The sequence below is a fragment of the Clostridium sp. UBA5712 genome (genome assembly GCF_002419845.1).
Classification (GTDB): domain Bacteria; phylum Bacillota; class Clostridia; order Clostridiales; family Clostridiaceae; genus Clostridium_J; species Clostridium_J sulfidigenes.
On the sequence record NZ_DIGW01000011.1, the window covers coordinates 268,505 to 287,107 of the forward strand.

At 30.4% G+C, this 18,603-nt stretch carries 16 protein-coding genes; 1 reads left to right on the forward strand and 15 read right to left on the reverse strand.

The annotated features are described in order from the left end of the window. Positions 1 to 659 precede the first annotated feature (659 nt). Positions 660 to 2,816: a C25 family cysteine peptidase gene (locus tag B3B03_RS07580; protein WP_346846632.1), complete on the forward strand. Its 2,157-nt coding sequence runs from the start codon at positions 660 to 662 to the stop codon at positions 2,814 to 2,816. A 121-nt stretch (positions 2,817 to 2,937) separates the two neighbouring features. On the opposite strand, the gene B3B03_RS07585 is transcribed toward B3B03_RS07580, so the two are convergent. From B3B03_RS07585 to citS, 15 genes are all read right to left on the reverse strand, one after another. Beyond that, positions 2,938 to 3,288 (reverse strand): hypothetical protein, encoded by a 351-nt coding sequence (locus B3B03_RS07585; protein ID WP_346846631.1) that lies wholly within the window; start codon positions 3,286 to 3,288, stop codon positions 2,938 to 2,940. 159 nt (positions 3,289 to 3,447) lie between these two features. Further along, entirely contained in the window at positions 3,448 to 4,191 is a 744-nt protein-coding gene (locus B3B03_RS07590) for an NAD(P)H-dependent oxidoreductase (RefSeq protein ID WP_346846630.1), read from the reverse strand. A gap of 153 nt (positions 4,192 to 4,344) precedes the next feature. Continuing rightward, positions 4,345 to 4,755, reverse strand: coding sequence for a hypothetical protein (locus tag B3B03_RS07595; protein WP_346846629.1), 411 nt, complete (start codon positions 4,753 to 4,755; stop codon positions 4,345 to 4,347). Between the two features lie 117 nt (positions 4,756 to 4,872). Then, complete coding sequence (locus B3B03_RS07600) at positions 4,873 to 6,312, reverse strand: HAMP domain-containing sensor histidine kinase (RefSeq protein WP_346846628.1); 1,440 nt, start codon at positions 6,310 to 6,312, stop codon at positions 4,873 to 4,875. Next, the gene (locus tag B3B03_RS07605) at positions 6,312 to 6,968 is read right to left on the reverse strand and encodes a response regulator transcription factor (protein ID WP_346876914.1); all 657 of its coding nucleotides are present in this window, start codon (positions 6,966 to 6,968) and stop codon (positions 6,312 to 6,314) included. Before B3B03_RS07605 ends, B3B03_RS07600 begins: the two co-directional genes overlap by 1 nt. Positions 6,969 to 7,085: 117 nt before the next feature. Then, complete coding sequence (htpG, locus tag B3B03_RS07610) at positions 7,086 to 8,951, reverse strand: molecular chaperone HtpG (RefSeq protein ID WP_346846626.1); 1,866 nt, start codon at positions 8,949 to 8,951, stop codon at positions 7,086 to 7,088. Positions 8,952 to 9,068: 117 nt separating this feature from the next. Continuing rightward, positions 9,069 to 9,491, reverse strand: coding sequence for a hypothetical protein (locus B3B03_RS07615; protein WP_346846625.1), 423 nt, complete (start codon positions 9,489 to 9,491; stop codon positions 9,069 to 9,071). A gap of 230 nt (positions 9,492 to 9,721) precedes the next feature. Continuing rightward, complete coding sequence (locus B3B03_RS07620) at positions 9,722 to 9,970, reverse strand: (2Fe-2S) ferredoxin domain-containing protein (protein ID WP_035133546.1); 249 nt, start codon at positions 9,968 to 9,970, stop codon at positions 9,722 to 9,724. Between the two features lie 5 nt (positions 9,971 to 9,975). Then, positions 9,976 to 11,664, reverse strand: coding sequence for a [FeFe] hydrogenase, group A (locus tag B3B03_RS07625; RefSeq protein ID WP_346846624.1), 1,689 nt, complete (start codon positions 11,662 to 11,664; stop codon positions 9,976 to 9,978). 4 nt (positions 11,665 to 11,668) lie between these two features. Beyond that, positions 11,669 to 13,543 carry an NADH-quinone oxidoreductase subunit NuoF gene (gene nuoF / locus B3B03_RS07630; RefSeq protein ID WP_346876915.1) on the reverse strand — a complete coding sequence of 625 codons (1,875 nt, stop codon included), beginning with the start codon at positions 13,541 to 13,543 and terminating at the stop codon, positions 11,669 to 11,671. A gap of 1 nt (position 13,544) precedes the next feature. Beyond that, positions 13,545 to 14,021, reverse strand: a complete 477-nt coding sequence (locus B3B03_RS07635) for an NAD(P)H-dependent oxidoreductase subunit E (RefSeq protein ID WP_346846622.1) — start codon at positions 14,019 to 14,021, stop codon at positions 13,545 to 13,547. A 314-nt stretch (positions 14,022 to 14,335) separates the two neighbouring features. Further along, positions 14,336 to 15,715 (reverse strand): triphosphoribosyl-dephospho-CoA synthase CitG, encoded by a 1,380-nt coding sequence (gene citG, locus B3B03_RS07640; protein ID WP_346876916.1) that lies wholly within the window; start codon positions 15,713 to 15,715, stop codon positions 14,336 to 14,338. Positions 15,716 to 15,838: 123 nt separating this feature from the next. Then, positions 15,839 to 16,876, reverse strand: a complete 1,038-nt coding sequence (gene citC / locus B3B03_RS07645) for a [citrate (pro-3S)-lyase] ligase (RefSeq protein ID WP_346876917.1) — start codon at positions 16,874 to 16,876, stop codon at positions 15,839 to 15,841. Between the two features lie 39 nt (positions 16,877 to 16,915). After that, positions 16,916 to 17,119, reverse strand: a complete 204-nt coding sequence (locus B3B03_RS07650) for a hypothetical protein (RefSeq protein ID WP_150842468.1) — start codon at positions 17,117 to 17,119, stop codon at positions 16,916 to 16,918. 110 nt (positions 17,120 to 17,229) lie between these two features. After that, positions 17,230 to 18,576, reverse strand: a complete 1,347-nt coding sequence (gene citS / locus B3B03_RS07655; RefSeq protein ID WP_346876918.1) for a citrate/sodium symporter CitS — start codon at positions 18,574 to 18,576, stop codon at positions 17,230 to 17,232. Positions 18,577 to 18,603: the final 27 nt, after the last annotated feature.

Genomic DNA, 18,603 nt, shown 5'->3' on the forward strand with positions numbered 1-18,603 from the left:
TCTTACTACTAGATGAACTTATCACTTTTTCTTTAAGTTATTATCTTTAATAAGGAAATTATAACATATAATACTAATAAAGTATTATTTAAATTTATAGTTATCTCGTTTTATCTAACAATTATTCGTCATACAATAAAGTTACACCTTACCTATGCAAATTTTCAGTATATCGCATATCATATACACTATTTTGAATTTAAGCTATTGTTAATTGTTTCCATATTATTAACTTTTTAAAGAAATTTCACATTTCATATTTACAATTATGTAAATTTGTTCTAATATATAAATAACATAAATTTTTCATTTAATTATTACATATAATTGTGCATAAAATCCATATGCATTCTTTCATAAAAGTGATGAACTACTTTTATAAACATCTTCAAAAATTATTCATCCAATTTTATATAATATGATTTATCTATTGTCACATAATTAATTTTCAAACCCCATATTAAAATTATAATTTTTCATAATATTATATTTGAGATAAACAACTTTAATAATTTCATATTTTAGTTGTTATCTATATAGACAAAACACACTTCATATCATAAGTTACAATTATAATAATTTAAAAGGAGGGATGTACTATTTAGATAATTTTCTATTTATTTTATCTCTATTAAATTCTAATTTTTAGGAGGGAATGTATGAAAAAATTGTTTAAATCAAAACTATCAGTATTTTTATTTCTACTGACATTTTTAGTTACTCAATGTTTCTTCGTATTTAATACTAGAACCACTTCTAGTCTTGACAATGATGGTAACTCAAATAGCACTGAAGATGTTAGTGTTACTGTGTTAGAGTCTGATTCTCACCATACAGTTGTAAAATTTGATATTAATAATTTTAGTAAAGACTTAGTAAACATTAACAATAAATCTTACTATAATATTAATTGTGAGGGTACTAGCTTACCTCTTGAAGAAGGGGCTCCTGAACTTCCTCGCATATGCAGAAATATAGTTATACCAAATGATGCCGACGTTAAGTTGAACGTTATATCATCAGAATATAAAGACTATAAAAACATCCCTATAGCTCCATCAAAAGGTTCTATAACAAGGGATAAAAATCCTGAAGATATACCTTATAAGTTAGGTAAGGAATATAAAAATAAAAACTTTTATCCTTCAGAATTAGTTTCTTTTAGTGAACCTTTCATAATGAGAGAATTAAGAGGGACAACTATTACACTAAATGCATTTCAATATAAACCTAAAAATGAAACTTTAAGAGTTTATAAATCTGTAACTGTAGAAATAATAACAGATGGTAAATCATCAGTAAATTCACTTACCACTTCAAGGTCTAATAAAACCACTTCTGATTTCGAACCTGCTTATTCAAACACATTTATTAACTACAGTAATTTAAAAACTCCTACTCATCGTTTAATGAATAATCCTTCAGAGACAGGCTCTATGCTTATCATATCCTATGATCAGTTTAGTAGTGCTATGAATTCCTTTATTAATTGGAAAAACTCCAGAGGAATAAACACTACATTAGTAAATATGTCTACAGTATCATCATCTAATAATCCAACTGAAATAAAAAACTATATACAAAACTATTACAATCAACACCCTGAATTAACTTATGTACTTCTTGTAGGTGACTATGCACATGTATCCTCTCCTACTTACTCTACAGGGGTTTCTGATCCTACTTATACAAAGGTTGCAGGTTCAGATGATTATCCTGATATATATGTAGGCCGTTTTTCTGCAGAAAGTATTGCAGATGTTGAAACTCAAGTACAAAGATCTATTGAGTTTGAACAAAATGGTTATAATACAGCTGCATGGTTTAAAAAAGGCGTTGGTATAGCATCAGATGAAGGTTCTGGAGAAACAGATATACAACAAATGGATAGTATAAAGAGTAGACTTCTAAATGCAGGTTATACTCAAGTGGATAGTATATACGATCCAGGTGCATCAGCTTCTTCTGTTACTAATAGTCTAAACCAAGGCAGAGGTATAATAAATTATTGTGGACACGGTGCTGAAAATTACTGGGTAACAACAGGCTTCAGCAATACCAATATAAAAAATCTTCAAAACCCAGGACAACTTCCTTTTATTATAAGTGTTTCTTGTGTAAGTGGTAAATTCCAAAGCGGTACTTGTTTTGCAGAAACTTGGCTTCGCTCAAAGAATAGTAACGGAAACCCAATAGGTGCAATAGGAACATTAATGTCAACAGTAAATCAACCTTGGATACCTCCTATGAATGGTCAAGACGGAATAATTGACTTACTTTGCAACAACAGTAGGGTGTCACTAGGCGGCTTGTGTTACTCTGGTGAAACTAGAATGCTAGATAACGGTACAAGCAGTGATTTGTTAACCTTCAACACTTGGACATTATTCGGTGACCCATCTATACAAATCCTACCAGACTCTACAAATCCAACAGACCCTACAGATCCAGAAGAACCAGCAGACCCATATGAACCAAACGATTCTACTTCCCAAGCATATACTATAAATAGTGGTGTAGATTATAGTTCATATATATATTCAAATACAGACGTTGATTATTATAAAGTAACAACTAACAAATCTGGTGTTATCTCTGCAACATTAACAAATCTACCATATGACTATGACTTATACCTCTATAACTCATCAGGAAAAAGAGTAGCCTCTTCTACTAAAAGCTCAACATCAAATGAATCCATTTCTTATTCAGCACGTACACTAGGCACATACTATCTTAAAGTTGTTGGATATAATGGTGCTCATAGTACTTCTACAAAATATAACCTAAATGCAAGTTATCCTATAGCTAACTAAATCTATAATATATAAGGGGGTGCTTGTAGCACCCCCTTAGTATTTAATCTATATTTTAGCCATAAAAAATAACTATCTTAAATTAATAAAATGGTTATTAATGAAGTCATTAAATTTTTATCTATACCGGCCTTCGTTTTAGTATGTTAATATCTACTTCATGTCTACCTGTCATGTCCTTTAATACTTCTATGCTTTCTTTTACTTCTTTAACATTTTTAGAAATGTTTTTTATTGATTTCTCAATTAAGTCTGTCTTCTCTTCTATTATTAAATCTGTGCTTTTAAATGAACTTTCATTTTGTTCCCTATGTGAACTTTGTACTTCTACAATCATATCTATATTTTTTTCTATAGCTTCAATTTTTATTGAATTTTTCTTTATCTCACTTTTAACACCATTAATTTCTGTCTCAAGTCTTGTTTGACCTTCTAACAACTTTACAAGTATATCTTCAATTTCTATATCCAAAACCATCACCCCAACCGCGGATTTTTTATTTAATAACTATAATATGAATACATTATTAAATAATGTATTCATATTATAGTACTTATCATGTTATAGTTCAAGCTAAATTCTTATATCTTTCATATATTATTTTCCACTTTTTATATATTTATACATACCTTATTTATTCATTAACCCATAAATAATTGTTCCCATTAATTTTTTTAATATACCAATAGGAACTTTAGGTGAGAATACACCTTTACTCATATCTTCACTATGCCAGTAATCATAGTCTGCACTTCCTTCTTCATATTTCTCCTTTGACATGGCTTTCCAAAGGTTAAACATAACTACTGATTTTAAGGAAGGTTTATGAATCTTTTTAGATTTTAATTCCTCACTAAATTTTTTTCCACACTCTAATACCTTTTTTTTATTTTTCTCTGTAAGTTCCCTACTTCTATAAGCAATTGGTAAAGTTTGAACATGATTAAATCCCCAGTAGTTTAAAACACTTCTCACATAGTTTGCAGCATCCTTATGACCTGCGCCAGCTGTGGTGGTTATTATTAAAGCCTTCTTTGTAAATAAACTTGGTCTATGGAAATTGTAAGACATATGATCTATAAAGTTTTTTAGTAATCCACTTATTTGCATAGAGTATACAGGAGAAGTAATTATTAGTGCTTCTGCTTCTTTAATTTCTTTCATAATTTTACTCATAATATCTTTGTGAGGACATTTATCTTCGCCCTTATAAATGCAATTAAAACATCCTATACATAGGGGAAGATTTTCTTTTCTTAGCTCAATATCAATAAACTCTATGTCTAAACTTTTTCTCATTTCTTCCTTTACTAGAGTTAATACATTCCACGTATTTCCTCTTCTTGGGCTACCATGAATAACTACACATTTCATATTATTATCTCCTTCATAGTCGTAGTATATATACAATATTTTACCATAACTATCCAAACTAATGTAAAGAAATATTATAGAAAAAAGGAAGGTAGATATACTTATATAAATATATCTATCCTTCCTATAATATTATCTACCTAAATAATAAATTTAGTTATTTATACAATTTCCTCTACCAGCACCTTTTCCTTGGCCAGCTCCTCTACCTTGACCTGCACCATTACCTAAGCCTTGATTAAGTCCATAGCCTTCCTTGTTTTCTCTATTCATGCTAGTCCCATCACAAGTAGCACTATTTTCAGCCATTTCAGCTTTAATTTCTTCTCCTCTTTCTGCAGTTATTGTTCCTCTTTCTACCGCAGCATCTACTCTTTCATATTTCTCTTGTAGCATAATTTTCTTTGCATCTTCTAAAGTCTTTCCTTCTTCTACTAAGCTTTGAACCTGTGTAGCTCCACCATTTCTAAAAGCTCCTCCTAAATTTTCCTCCGCAAAGGCCATAGTTGCTCCCGAAGCGGTAATTACTCCTACTAGTGCTAAAGCTATCATTGATTTTTTCATATTAAATCCTTCCCTTCATTAATTATTTTTTATTTTTTTTACACCTTTATAATAACAAAGGAATGTTACATTAATGTTACAACAATCTAATAGTTAGATTAAAATAAATATACATTTTTATAACCTTAAGCTTATCCAAAATTCCACACCATGCTTCCTATTCTTTACCCCATAGGTACCCTCATGAAGATTTACTATTTGTTTCACTATGGCTAAACCTAAACCTAGGCGTTTTTCTTTATAGTTTCTTACCTTATCTACCCTTATAAACCCTTCCCAAATCCTAGTAAGGTTATCATCTTCAATGTTACTGCCACTATTATACACAGAGATTACTAAATTATCTTCAATTACTTTTAGATTAATATCTATTATTTTATTTTCATCTACATGGCTAAGGGCATTATTAATATAATTTTGTACTGCTTGCTCTAATCTAACTTCATCCACTATAATAGTAATATTTTCACCTTCCGTAAAGTTAAGATTTATGTTCATTTCTTCGAATCTAAATTTATTTTTCTCTAGAGTTTTTTTTATCAAACTATTTATATTTACTTCTTTTTTATTTAATTTAAAGGTATTTGATTCTAGCTTATATAAATCTAAAAGATCATTGACTATGATACCTAATCTTTCTGTTTCTCCACCTATTACATCTAAATAATATTTTCTATCCTCTTCTGAAGATATAAAACCTTCTTGAAGTGCTTGAATATAACCTGAAATAACAGTTATAGGGCTTTTTAGTTCATGAGATACAGATGACACAAATTCCCTTCGAGCTAATTGATTTTTCTTTTCATTATTCATCATAGTCTCTAACTCTAAATTCTTTTCTTTTAGATTTTTTAAGGTTTCTTCTATTTTATGGGATAAATTATTAACACTTTTAGCTAGTATTCCTATTTCATCAATACTCTTTATATTTAAATCCTCACAAAAGCTTAGCTCTTCTATTTTTCTAGTTTTTTTAGTTATTTCTATTACTGGCATAGTAAATTGTCTTGAAAATAATGCTGTTATAAAAAGTGCTATAAATCCAACAGGTACCATTATCATAAATAAAAGCTTCATAGATTTATTTACTGCATCATCAATAACAGTAATTGGTGTTTTAACAGTTATTTCGTAAGTATATACATTTTTTCCTACAGCAGTTAAGAACTCTACACCTGTAGATCTATCAAGAGTTATGGTTTCACTTACTCCTTCTTTTTCACCTATAAATTCTATAACTTCAAACCTATGCTGCCCATTCATCATATTATTTTTACCCATTTTATGGCTAGAAAATCTGCTCTCTGATGTTAGTGCATCTTTTATATCTATTTGAACACTATACTTCTCTGAAAGTCCTTCTAACTTCCCATCAACTCTATTATCATAATCTTTATCTATATAGTTTTTAATTTCTTCAATTACTTCATTCATTTCCATTAACTTTTCCCTTTGAAAAAAGTCTTTATATGTGACTCCATAGGTTGCAATCCCTAAGATAAAAATACTGAATATGAGAACTATACCAGAAAATAACTTTAATTTAATTGATTTCATCATACTTCTCCAAACTTATATCCAAAACCCCTTATGGTCTTTAGATACTTATTATAATCTTCCAATTTATTTCTCAACCGACTTATATGAGTATCTACAGTTCTAGTATCACCAAAGTAATCTTCATCCCATATAACTCTTAGTAGCGTTTCTCTACTTATTACTCTATTTACATTTTTTACAAAGTAAAGCAATAGTTCATATTCTTTCGGATTTAGTTCTTTCTCCTTACCGTCTATTTTTACCATGTGACTTTCTTCGTTTACTTCAATCCCTTTAAATACAATGCTTCCCGCCTTAATAATTTTACTTTTTAAAAGTCTATTAACTCTAGCAAGTAATAGGGCTATGTTAAATGGTTTAGATACATAGTCGTCCACTCCTATATCAAAGGCAAAAAGTTCATCTAAATCACTATCTTTAGCCGTTAATATAATTATAGGTACTTCTGATATCTTTCTAATCTCTTTACATACAATCCATCCATCATAAATAGGCATCATAACATCTAAAATTACTAAATCAATGGTATCATCAAAGTTCTCTAAAGCAAGTTTACCATCTTTTGCAGTAACTACTTCAAATTTATTAAAAGTTAAATAATCCGCAATAAGTCTTAAAATTCTCTCATCATCATCAGCAACTAAAATTTTCATTGAAACCTCCTAATATAATATATCATTTTTATTTTATACCATTATAGTATAAAATAAAGTGTATGTCCCCAAATTATTTTAGGACATACACTTCATCATTACAATTATTAGGTACCTCTAGTTAATTAATCTTCCAAGTAAATCATTGCTTCTTTTTATGAAATCAGACATTTCATCAGCACCTAATTGTCCATGACTTATCATAGCTAAGTCATACACATGGTTACAAATATCATTAACCAAGTCTTTTTTATTTTCATCTTTAGATAAATTAAATAATTTTTTAATTAATGGATTTGAACTATTTACAACTAAAGTCTCTTCTTTAGGGAACATTGACATATCCCCTCCTCCAAACATCGCACTCATCTCAGCCATTCTTCTAGACTGTTCTGATAGAGTAATCATAGCAGGAACTTCCTCTGTTTTAATAGGCTCTATAGAGATTTTTAGTTGTTCCTTATTTATAGAATTCTTAAATATCTCTTCTATAGCCTTGTTCTCTTCAGGACTTTCATCTATTGCATCAGCCTTTAATATTTCTGTTAAGTCAGAGTCAATTCTACTAAATTGTACTCCTTCCTCTTTACTCTCCATTAAAGTAATAAAATGACTGTCTAGTGTGGTATTTAAAATCACAGCTTCTAAGTTATTGTCTTTTAGCATTTTAATATATTGAGACTGTTGCTTTTCATCATTAACATAAATAACTTTTTTATCATGATTTTCCTTATTGTTTTCTAGATATTGTTTTAATGTTACATGGTCTCCATTAGTAGTTTTGAAAATTAGTATATCTTTAACCTTGTCATAGAATTTTTCATCTCTTAGACAACCATATTTAATAAAAATATTTATATCTTTCCAAAAGTCATTGTACTCATCTCTATGATTTTTAAATAGAGATGTAAGTTTATCAGCTACCTTATTTACAATGTGTCTAGAAACCTTTGATACATTACTGTCCTTTTGTAGAAAACTTCTTGATACATTTAAAGGAATGTCTTCGCAATCAATAACACCCTTTAATAAAAGTAAAAACTCAGGAATAACTTCTTTTATGTTATCTGCCACAAAAACTTGCTTATTATAAAGTTTCACTTCTCCTTCTGTAGCTTCAAATTCATGTTTTAATTTAGGGAAGTACAATATCCCTTTTAAATTAAATGGATAGTCTACATTCATATGAATCCAAAATAGCGGATCATTATATTCATTGAAGACTTTTCTATAGAACTCTTTATACTCTTCATCTGTACAATCCTTTGGAGCTTTCATCCATAATGGTTTTGTATCATTTAAAGGAGTTTTTTCTATATCCTTCTCTGAATCCTTATCATCTTTTTTCTCATTCTCATCTATTAGATAAATCTCAACAGGGAAGAAGTTACAATGTTTTTTTATAATTTGCCTTAATTTATAATAATCTAAGAATTCATTGCTATCTTCACTTATATAAAGAGTAACAGTTGTTCCTCTAGAAGTTCTTTCAGAAGATTCAATTTCATATTCTGTACCGCCTTCACAAATCCACTTAACAGCTTCTTCGCCCTCCTTATAAGATAAAGTATCAATTTCAACTTTTTCTGATACCATAAAAGCTGAATAAAACCCTAATCCGAAATGGCCAATTATGCCTTTTCCTTCATCAATCTTATCTTTATATTTAGATAAAAACTCCTCAGCTCCTGAGAAAGCTACTTGGTTAATATATTTTTTTACTTCCTCTGAAGTCATTCCTATACCGTTATCTATAAACTTTATAGTTTTTTCATCTTTATTTAAGGATACAGTAACTTCGTATTTAGACTTCTCCACAGTTGCTTCTCCAAAGGTCACTAGTCTTTCTAATTTATTAATAGCGTCGCAACCATTACTGATAAGTTCCCTTATAAATATATCCTTATCAGAGTATAGCCATTTTTTTATAATCGGCATTATATTTTCAGTGTGAATTGAAATGTTTCCATTCTCTTTAAGCATATATATCTCCTCCAAACAAAAATAATAAAATTTTATACTCAACCGTATAAAATATTTTATACCTAATTCTATATAAAATAAAGAATATATTGTGAATTTTTTGTAAAAATATCACATTTACTCTGCTTGAGTTAGTAATCTTTTCATTATATCTCTCAATTTTCTTTCTTCTAATTGGTCATTTCCAATGATAACAATAATTTTTATATCTTTATCTGATTGATCCCATTTATAGGCCTTTGCATCTATAATAGCTTCCTCTGGAATAAACTCTTCCATATCTAAGGCCATCTCTTCTGCTAAACTGAGATATTCATCAAAAATGTCGTCCTCTTCCATTTCACTTAAATTAAAATCATCATATTCTTCTTCTATAATCTCATTTAAGATTGAGATTTTCACACTTAAGCAAAAGGCATGAACATCTTCTCTTTTAGTTCCCTTTGTCATATCCTTAATTACTTTAAAATCAGTTTTACTTTCTATTATTTCTTTCATCTCATCATTATGAATTACATTTTCACCAAATAATACATACATTTATATCAGCTCCTGTTAATTAATTCTTAAGTTTTACATGCACATCATTATATCACATATATAGATTTTAATTAACAACTGCAGAGATTTTTTAGAAGTTATACTTATTTACTATTAGTAAATAGAGCTTCTTCTCAAAATAGCTCACTAAAACTTACAAAATATTGAACCTACACTTTATTATAAGTGTAGGCTCAATATTAATTTAACATTTAGCTTGTTTTATTACCTTATTTTACTCTTGGTAATACTTCTTTTTTAAAGAAACTCTTTGCCGTTAAGCCTGATACACTGAATACTTCTCCGTCATCAATTTTTACAGATACAGCATCAGAACAATGACCTAAACAAAATACTGCCTTTAAGTCTACTTTATCAGATAGATTATATTCTTCAATGCTCTGTTGAAAAGCATTTATAACATTATAAGATCCCTTTACATGACAGGCGCTACCTATACAAACACTTAAGTTTACCACAGCGTTTACTCCCCTCTATTATAATTCACATGTAATAACTTATGAACTTTTCCCTTTAATAATCCTGAATAAAGAGACATCATTACTGGATTTTCTTCTGAACGTTTAAGGCTACTCATCTTATCAGCTGCATATAAACCTTCTCCACGTTTTTGCTTTCCTTCAAACATAGTAAATGGTTGTCCTGCTCCACCTACACATCCACCTGGGCAAGCCATTACTTCAATAAAATCATAATGTGCTTCTCCTGATTTTATCTTTTTCACTAGGTCATCAGCGTTTTTAAGACCACTAACTACAGCAATTTTCAATTCCTTGTCATTTACTGTAATACTAGTTTCCTTTACACCAGACATTCCCCTTACTCCATTAAATGCTATAGTTCTTAGTGTAGATACAGATTTGTCATCTAAAACTCTTCTTAAAACAGCCTCTGTAACTCCACCTGTAACTCCAAATATAACTCCCGCTCCACTACTAACACCAAATGGCATGTCTACAGCTTCTGGTTCTATCTCTGAAAATACAATTCCGGCTTCCTTTATCATAGCTATAAGCTCTTGAGTAGTTATAACATAATCTACATCCTTAACTCCATCAACTTTAAATTCATCTCTATCAGCTTCAAATTTCTTAGCTGTACAAGGCATTATTGCTACATTAACTATTCTTTTACTAGAATGACTATAGTGCTCTTTTAAAACAGAACCAAACATCTGCATAGGAGATTTACATGTTGAGATATTACTCATCATCTCTGGGTAAGTTCTTTCTACATAGTTAACCCAAGCTGGACAACAAGAAGTAAATAACGGAAGTCTTTCATTATTTTCTAATCTTGAAATAAATTCTCCTGTTTCTTCCAGTACTGTAAGATCAGCTCCAGTAGATGTATCAAATACTTCATCAAAGCCCATTCTCTTTAAAGCTCCAACGATTTTACCCATTACATTTTCTCCATCTTTTTGTCCAAGCTCCTCACTTATTCCAACTCTTACTGCTGGAGCTATTTGCACTACTACCTTAGTATTTTTATCACTTAAATCTTTCCATAGTTTTTGTGTATCATCTTTTACTACTATAGCTCCTGTAGGACATACTGCTGCACACTGACCACAACCTACACAGTTTGATTCTGCTATAGGTTTGTCAAAAACTGTACCTACACTCATCTCTGCTCCTCTTTTTATAAAGTCAATGGCACCTACATTTTGAATTTCATTGCACATTCTTACACAGTCACCACAAAGTATGCATTTACTCTTATCTCTTACTATACATAAAGATGATGTATCTAATTCGCTTTTTTCTGCTGTATTGTCAAATCTTACTTGTCTTATCCCAAATCGATGTGCTAACTCCTGTAGTTTACAATGTCCATTTTTCTCACATGTAGTACAATCTCTACAATGATTTGAAAGTAATAATTCTAATATATTCTTTCTATATTTTCTTAATCTAGGTGTATTAGTATATATCTCCATACCAGCTTTTGGTGGTGTAGAACATGCAGCTTCAATTCCACCCCACTTATTTTCTACCATACACATACGGCAAGCTCCATATACAGAAAGCTCTGAGTAGTAGCATAAAGTTGGTAAATCTATTCCTGCTTTTCTAATAACCTCTAAAATATTTTTTTCTCCCTTTATTTCCACTGGGATGTCATCTATAATCATAAATTGTTCATTCATTCTATTAATCCTCCTTTATAGCTTTAAAGGCACAAGCTTCAATACAGGCACCACATTTAATACATTTATTTTTATCAATTACAAAAGGTTCTTTAACCTTACCTGAAATGGCACCTACTGGACAAATTCTTGAACATTTTGAACAACCCTTGCAAAGGTCTGCATCTATATAGATAGTCTTAAGTTTTTGACATGTCTTGGTTGGACATTTCTTATCAATAATATGCGCTTCATACTCACTACGGAAATTCTTTATTGTACTTACTACTGGGAATGCTGCAGTTTTTCCTAATCCACATAAAGCTGTAGAAGATATTGTATCTGCAAGTTCTAGTAATAAATCAATATCTTCAATTTCACCTTTACCTGCTACAATTCTCTCTAATATTTCAAGCATTCTCTTAGTACCTTCACGGCATGGTATACACTTACCACAAGACTCATTTTGAGTAAAGTTCATAAAGAATCTAGCGACTTCTACCATACAAGTATTTTCATCCATTACAACTAGCCCACCAGAACCTATCATAGCTCCGGCTTTCTTTAAAGAATCAAAATCTAGTGGTAAATCTAAATGTTCTTTTGTTAAACAACCACCTGAAGGACCTCCAATTTGTACAGCTTTAAACTCTGCTCCTCCTCTTATTCCTCCACCGATATCAAATATTATTTCTCTTAAGGTTGTACCCATTGGAACTTCAATAAGTCCTGTATTTTCGATGTTTCCTGTTAATGCAAAAGCTTTTGTTCCATTATTCTTCTCTGGACCCATGGTTTTATACCAATCTGCTCCATTTTCAATTACTATAGGTACATTAGCAAAGGTTTCTACGTTATTAAGCACTGTTGGTTTTCCAAACAATCCTTGTTCTACAGTTCTTGGTGGCTTAACTCTAGGCATACCCCTTTTTCCTTCAATAGAAGCTGTTAGTGCACTTCCTTCTCCACATACAAAAGCACCTGCTCCTTTATTGATTTTTATATCCATACTAAAACCTGTACCAAGAATGTTCTCACCTAATATTCCATACTTTTTAGCTTCTTCTATAGCATTCTTTAATCTGCTAACAGCAAGAGGATATTCTGCACGTACATATATATATCCTTCCTGTGCTCCACAGGCTACTGCTGCAATCATCATTCCCTCTATAACTCTATGTGGGTCTCCTTCCATTATGCTTCTATCCATAAATGCACCTGGATCTCCCTCATCACCATTGCATACAATGTACTTCTCACCCTCAGGTTGACGTTTTACTTGACCCCACTTGCGGCCAGTTGGGAAACCACCGCCACCACGGCCTCTTAAATTTGAATCATCGATTTCTTTTATAATTTCATCCGAAGTCATATCAAATAGTACTTTTTCTAAAGCAGAGTATCCACCTATAGCAAAATATTCTTCTATAGATGTAGAATCAATATGACCACAATGTTCTAATGCCAATCTAGTTTGTTTTTTATAGAAAGGTATTTCATCTTGAGTTCTGTAAACCTTACCATCCTTTTCATAAGCCAATCTATCTACACATTGACCTAAAACAATAGTCTTATCTATAATTTCTTCACAATCCTGTGGCTTAACCTTTATGTATAAATATCCCCATGGTTCAATTCTTACTAGAGGTCCCATCTCACAGAATCCATGGCAACCACTTTTTTTAATTCCAACAGATTTTTCATGAGATTCTTTTTCTAATTTAACCTCGCATCTTATATCTTTTTCCTTCATTAGTCTTACAAACTCATCGTATATTTCTAATGAACCACCTGCTATACAACCAGTACCTCCACATACAAGAATTTTTACCTTTTCGTTGTGAAAGCTTTCTTTATAGGTATTTCTTATATTAATTAAATCCTCTCTATTAAGAAGCATATTATTTGTCCTCCTTAAGCATATTTAAAAGTTCTATTGCCTTCTCAGGAGTAATAGCCCCATAAACCTTGTCATTAACAGTTAGTGCTGGTGCTAAACCACAGGCTCCAAGACATGAAACCGTTTCCACAGTAAACATTAAATCATCTGTAGTAACTTTGTTTTCTGAAAGATTCAATTCACTTCTTAGCTTCTCTAATATTGGTATAGATTTTCTTACGTGACATGCTGTTCCATCACATATTTTTATTACATATTTCCCTTTAGGTTCTAAAGAAAAGTTTTCATAGAATGTAGCTACGCTGTAAATTTTTGCTTCGCTAATACCTAATTTTTTAGAGAAATATGGAAATATTTCCTCTGGAAGATATCTATATATCTCCTGAGTATCTTGTAATATTGCAATTATACTACTAGGGTTATATCCATGATTTTTTAATATAACATCTAGTTCTTCATAATTAAAGGATGTATTCATTGTTTTCCCCCCTACAATGCTTGTTAAATTATTATCACTATTACATTTTATACTGAATTTTCAAATATTTCAATACATAAAAATAATTATTTTTTTAATTAATTTCTATATATTATATTAAATATGTAAACTATTATTCCTGCATTTTTTATATTTACTTTAATTTTACATTAATTTCTATATATGATTATTATATATTCTCTATATTCCATGGGTATTTTTGAAAAAATTATAAAATAAAGTAGATATATTTAACATCCTGTGTTAATTAAATATATCTACTTTAAAAATTTACATCTGTAACGAGTTAAAGTTTATGAAAAGAACCTTTCAGACTCTGTCAAAAATATAACTAATGCCAATAAGTCCGCTGATCCTCCCGGACTCACATTTTCGTCTATACACTGCTTTTCAAAGTCATGGGCTGCTTTAATTCCTTCTTCGCTATTGAAGCCCCCCAAGTTTAAAATTTCATAGGCACGTCTTTGAACTTCACGAAGTTTTTCTATATTTTGTCTATGCACAATGGTACTATCTTCTACTTTACTAATCAACATAAGCAATGTTTCAGAATACAAATCATTTCCTTTTAGATTAGAATCTTTATGTTTGGGTATTATTTCCTGGAAAATATTTTCAAGACCTTTTTTAATTTCTCCTCTAATTCCAGCAAAGCCATATTTTAAATATAAAGCCTCTCCATGAGTTAAGTCTTTCTTTTTATGCAAATCTTTAAAATCATCCAATATATTTTCACACATATTCTTTAGTATAATTTGAACTTTATTGAAGGATATTTTCTCATATAGAGCTTTACCTAGCGCAGTAGCCACTACTCCTATTAAAAATATCATACCTTTATGGGTATTTATACCTTTAGTAACTTTAAACATAGTCTCTTCACATTTTATTCCAATAGTTCTAATAGCTTTAAAAATATTTTTTGGAGTTTCATAGCTATATCCCGCTTCTACCATTTCCTTTATAAATGGTGCTATGGCAAAACTACTCTCTAAAAATGTATAGTAATCCATATCTTTATGAGACCCCTTTGTAACAGGTGAAACTAATCCATAAGAAGGCATAGTTGATACCTCTGTAATCATTGATTTAAGGGCTAGTTGAGATATCTCATAGGACAATCTATCTCTTTTATCTACATAGCAGGTATATTCTTCATACTTACTAATAAAATACTCTTTTATCCTCTCTATACTATGCTTTTGACTTCTAGAACATATTCTAGCTTCTTCTTCACATAAAAAACATTTTCTAGGTTCTAGGCCTATGTCACTTCTAGATACTCCACGCAAGGACGGCATCAATGGATCACTATCATCAAGATAATATACATCTATGTCTACACATCTGCCTAATATATGATTTTCTTCCATATATATAAGTTGCTTTTTTACTTCAATGTTATCAGTATTAAAAATGAAATGACCTATAACTCCTTCTTTATTCTTATAGATTTCTTTACAAATTATATTTTTATTATGAAATAAATATATATCCTCACAAACTATCTTGGCAATTCTATCTGTAATATAATTAGATTTTTTTATACCAGGATAGTTTACTCTTACAGTGGCAAGAGTAACTCCACCAGATGTATTTCTCAGAAGTTGTTCTTGATATAATACTCTCTTTTCTCTATGATTTAAAAATTCATCTATTTCTGTATAGTCCATATTAATGTAAGGATAGGCAATAATTATCCTATCACTTTTCCCCTTCCTTACTATGATAAAATTAAATGTTTATATTGTCTATTAATTAGCCTTCAATTTTTGTCATAGGAAATATTTATTATTTTAATGAGGCAAATCTCTAAGTTTAAGCTTCTCTATAATATCTTTCCCTAGGCTGCTTGTTAAAAATTCATAGGTAGTTAATGGGACTAACTCCCTTACTTCTTCTAGTCTATCTTCTTTAAGTAATTCTCTAACTCTAGACGCACTTATAGCTTTATTTTCTATCTCGCATCTCTCTATAATTTCAACTTCCACACCGTATTTAGGCAATACTTCTCTTAAAGTTTCATTATAAGTATTGGTAACATTGCAGTAAGGTTCACTTCCTACATATCTTTTAGTTATATTTAGTTCCTTACAAAAATATTTTCCAAAGACGTTTCCATCTATTTTAGTATATTCTTTTAAAATGTCGTCATCTTTTCTTAAAAAATAATTTGGAAAAGTAGCTGATGATATAATATAATTCCCACCAGGTATTACAGTTACATTATTAAATTCCTTAACTCCATCTTTTATTAGTTGAAATCTAACTTGGAATGGAAATGAGGACTTCTCTTCTTCTACCACAAAAATTATAACATTTTTATTATCCATAGCTGCTTTCTTAACTATATATTTATGTCCTAATGTAAAAGGATTACAGTTCATAATTAACGCAGCATATTGCTCTTCTTCCTTTAATTCATAACTCTTCTTTATATTTTTCAACTCACTATGGATATTTTTATTTCCAGCTTCCAATAAACTAACTTTATCCGTATCAACAATTACCTTATATCCAAGTCCTTGAAACAGAAAATTATTCGAAGGCTTTGTAAAAATAAAGTTATGGTATATGTCTTCTTCAAAGAGTTTATTAGTGATATCAGTAATAAGTATATTTGATATACCTTGACCTTGATGCTCCTCGCTTACGGCAAAACATTTAACGATATTATTTTTCTTAGAACAGGTAGCTATTATTTCTCCCTCTTCCTCTATTATTAAAGTATAATCTACATCTTCATATTTAAGGGCAAATCCCCTTAAAAATTCCTCAACCCTATTTACTTCTATTTTAGAATTAAGATTTATTTTTTGAGTGTTATAATACATTTCTTCACCTCATTTAATAAATTACATCCTATCTTAATTTTATAAGTTAAAGTATCTTCTTACAAAGGATATTATTAGTAATGCAATAATTACAATAATTACTGAAAACACAGCATCAAATCCACTTTTAAATTCATATTTCTTTTTCCCTTTAGATATTTCTTCTGCTTCACTAAACATTCCTTCTGCATGAGCTTCTTGTAAAATTTCTTTATTTGTTTTTCTATTTTTCTTTTTACTCATATCTTTCACTCCATTATAAGTTTATAACTATAGGATACTTACATTGTATCATAATATAAAAAGAGTGTTGACAGCAACACTCTTTTTATATTTATTTTCAAAATCTGATTTTAGAAGAACATACCAAAGGCTATACTTGCTAATATCAGCATTATTCCTCCACCAAGACGAGAAGAAATTTGTGCAAAGGACATTAAATCCATACGTTTTGCTGCTGTAAGAACCGCAACGTCTCCTGAACCTCCACGGTTTGCCATACATAATCCAGCTGAAATTGCTGTCTCTATTGGGTAGAATCCTACTAACCATCCTACAATTCCCGATCCAAGAATTGCTCCTAAGACTATTAGGCCTGCTATAACAACGTTAGCTATATTGAATGCTGCTATAAGCTCTCCAAGATCTGTCATAGCTATACCAACTCCAACCATTACTACTAGTAAGAATTGTTTAGAGAAAAATCCTTGAAGCTTTTTAGCTCCTTCTTTTAATTCTAATGGAATTATATTAGCTACATTAGCTATAGCTACTAAAATAACCATCCACGCAAATCTATGAATATCAATTTTAACATTGATTCCCATTAACGTAAATTCCGGTATAATTAAAGTTTTTGATAAAATATTTCCAAGTACATAAAATGCACAGGCAAGAATTAGTCCTGCTGCAACTTCTCTAGCTGTAACTTTAACTACTCTAGTTTCTTCTAATTTAGATATATCTTCTGCATTTCTTATTAATTCACCATGTCCATTAAATTTAGCTCCAGCTTTAGTTTCACCCAATTTATTTAATACTGACGCTGCTATTATAGCTATAATATTAGCTATTGTAAGAATTGATAGAGCAAAGGATAACCATGCTGCTGGATCCCCACCAGTAACACTTGAGTAAATTTCACTCATTGGAATTGCTCCTGCTCCAGTACCACCACCCATTATTGGAAGTACATACTTAGTAGCTATTTCTGACATAGGAATACCAAATATAGCTCCACCTAAAGCTCCTAATACAAATGCTGCAATTACTCCACCCAATATTGCTGGAATATATCCAAGGAAAGCTTTCATAAGTAGTTTCCTATTAACTGATAATATTGATCCTGTTATAAGTACTGCTATAAATAAGTCTAAGAAATCTGCGGTATCCATGAATATTTTTACAGCTTCAACACTTGCTTCTGGTATTATCCCATAGTAAACTAACGCTGCAGATCCTAGGAAAGCAAGAATTGGACCTCCTCCAACATACTCTTTCCATATTGGAATCCTATCTCCAATCATAGCAAATAGGATACCTACTGAGTATAATAGTGCAAAGGCACCTACAGAGTTTTTAGGTAAAAAACCTTTGATTGCTGCAAAGAAAACTACTACTGCAACTCCTGCAAAAATGTACCACGGCATGCCGTATACTTTAAAGGGACCTTTTTTTTCTTCAATAAGATTTTCTGGCATAATTAATCCTCCTAAAATTAAATTGTA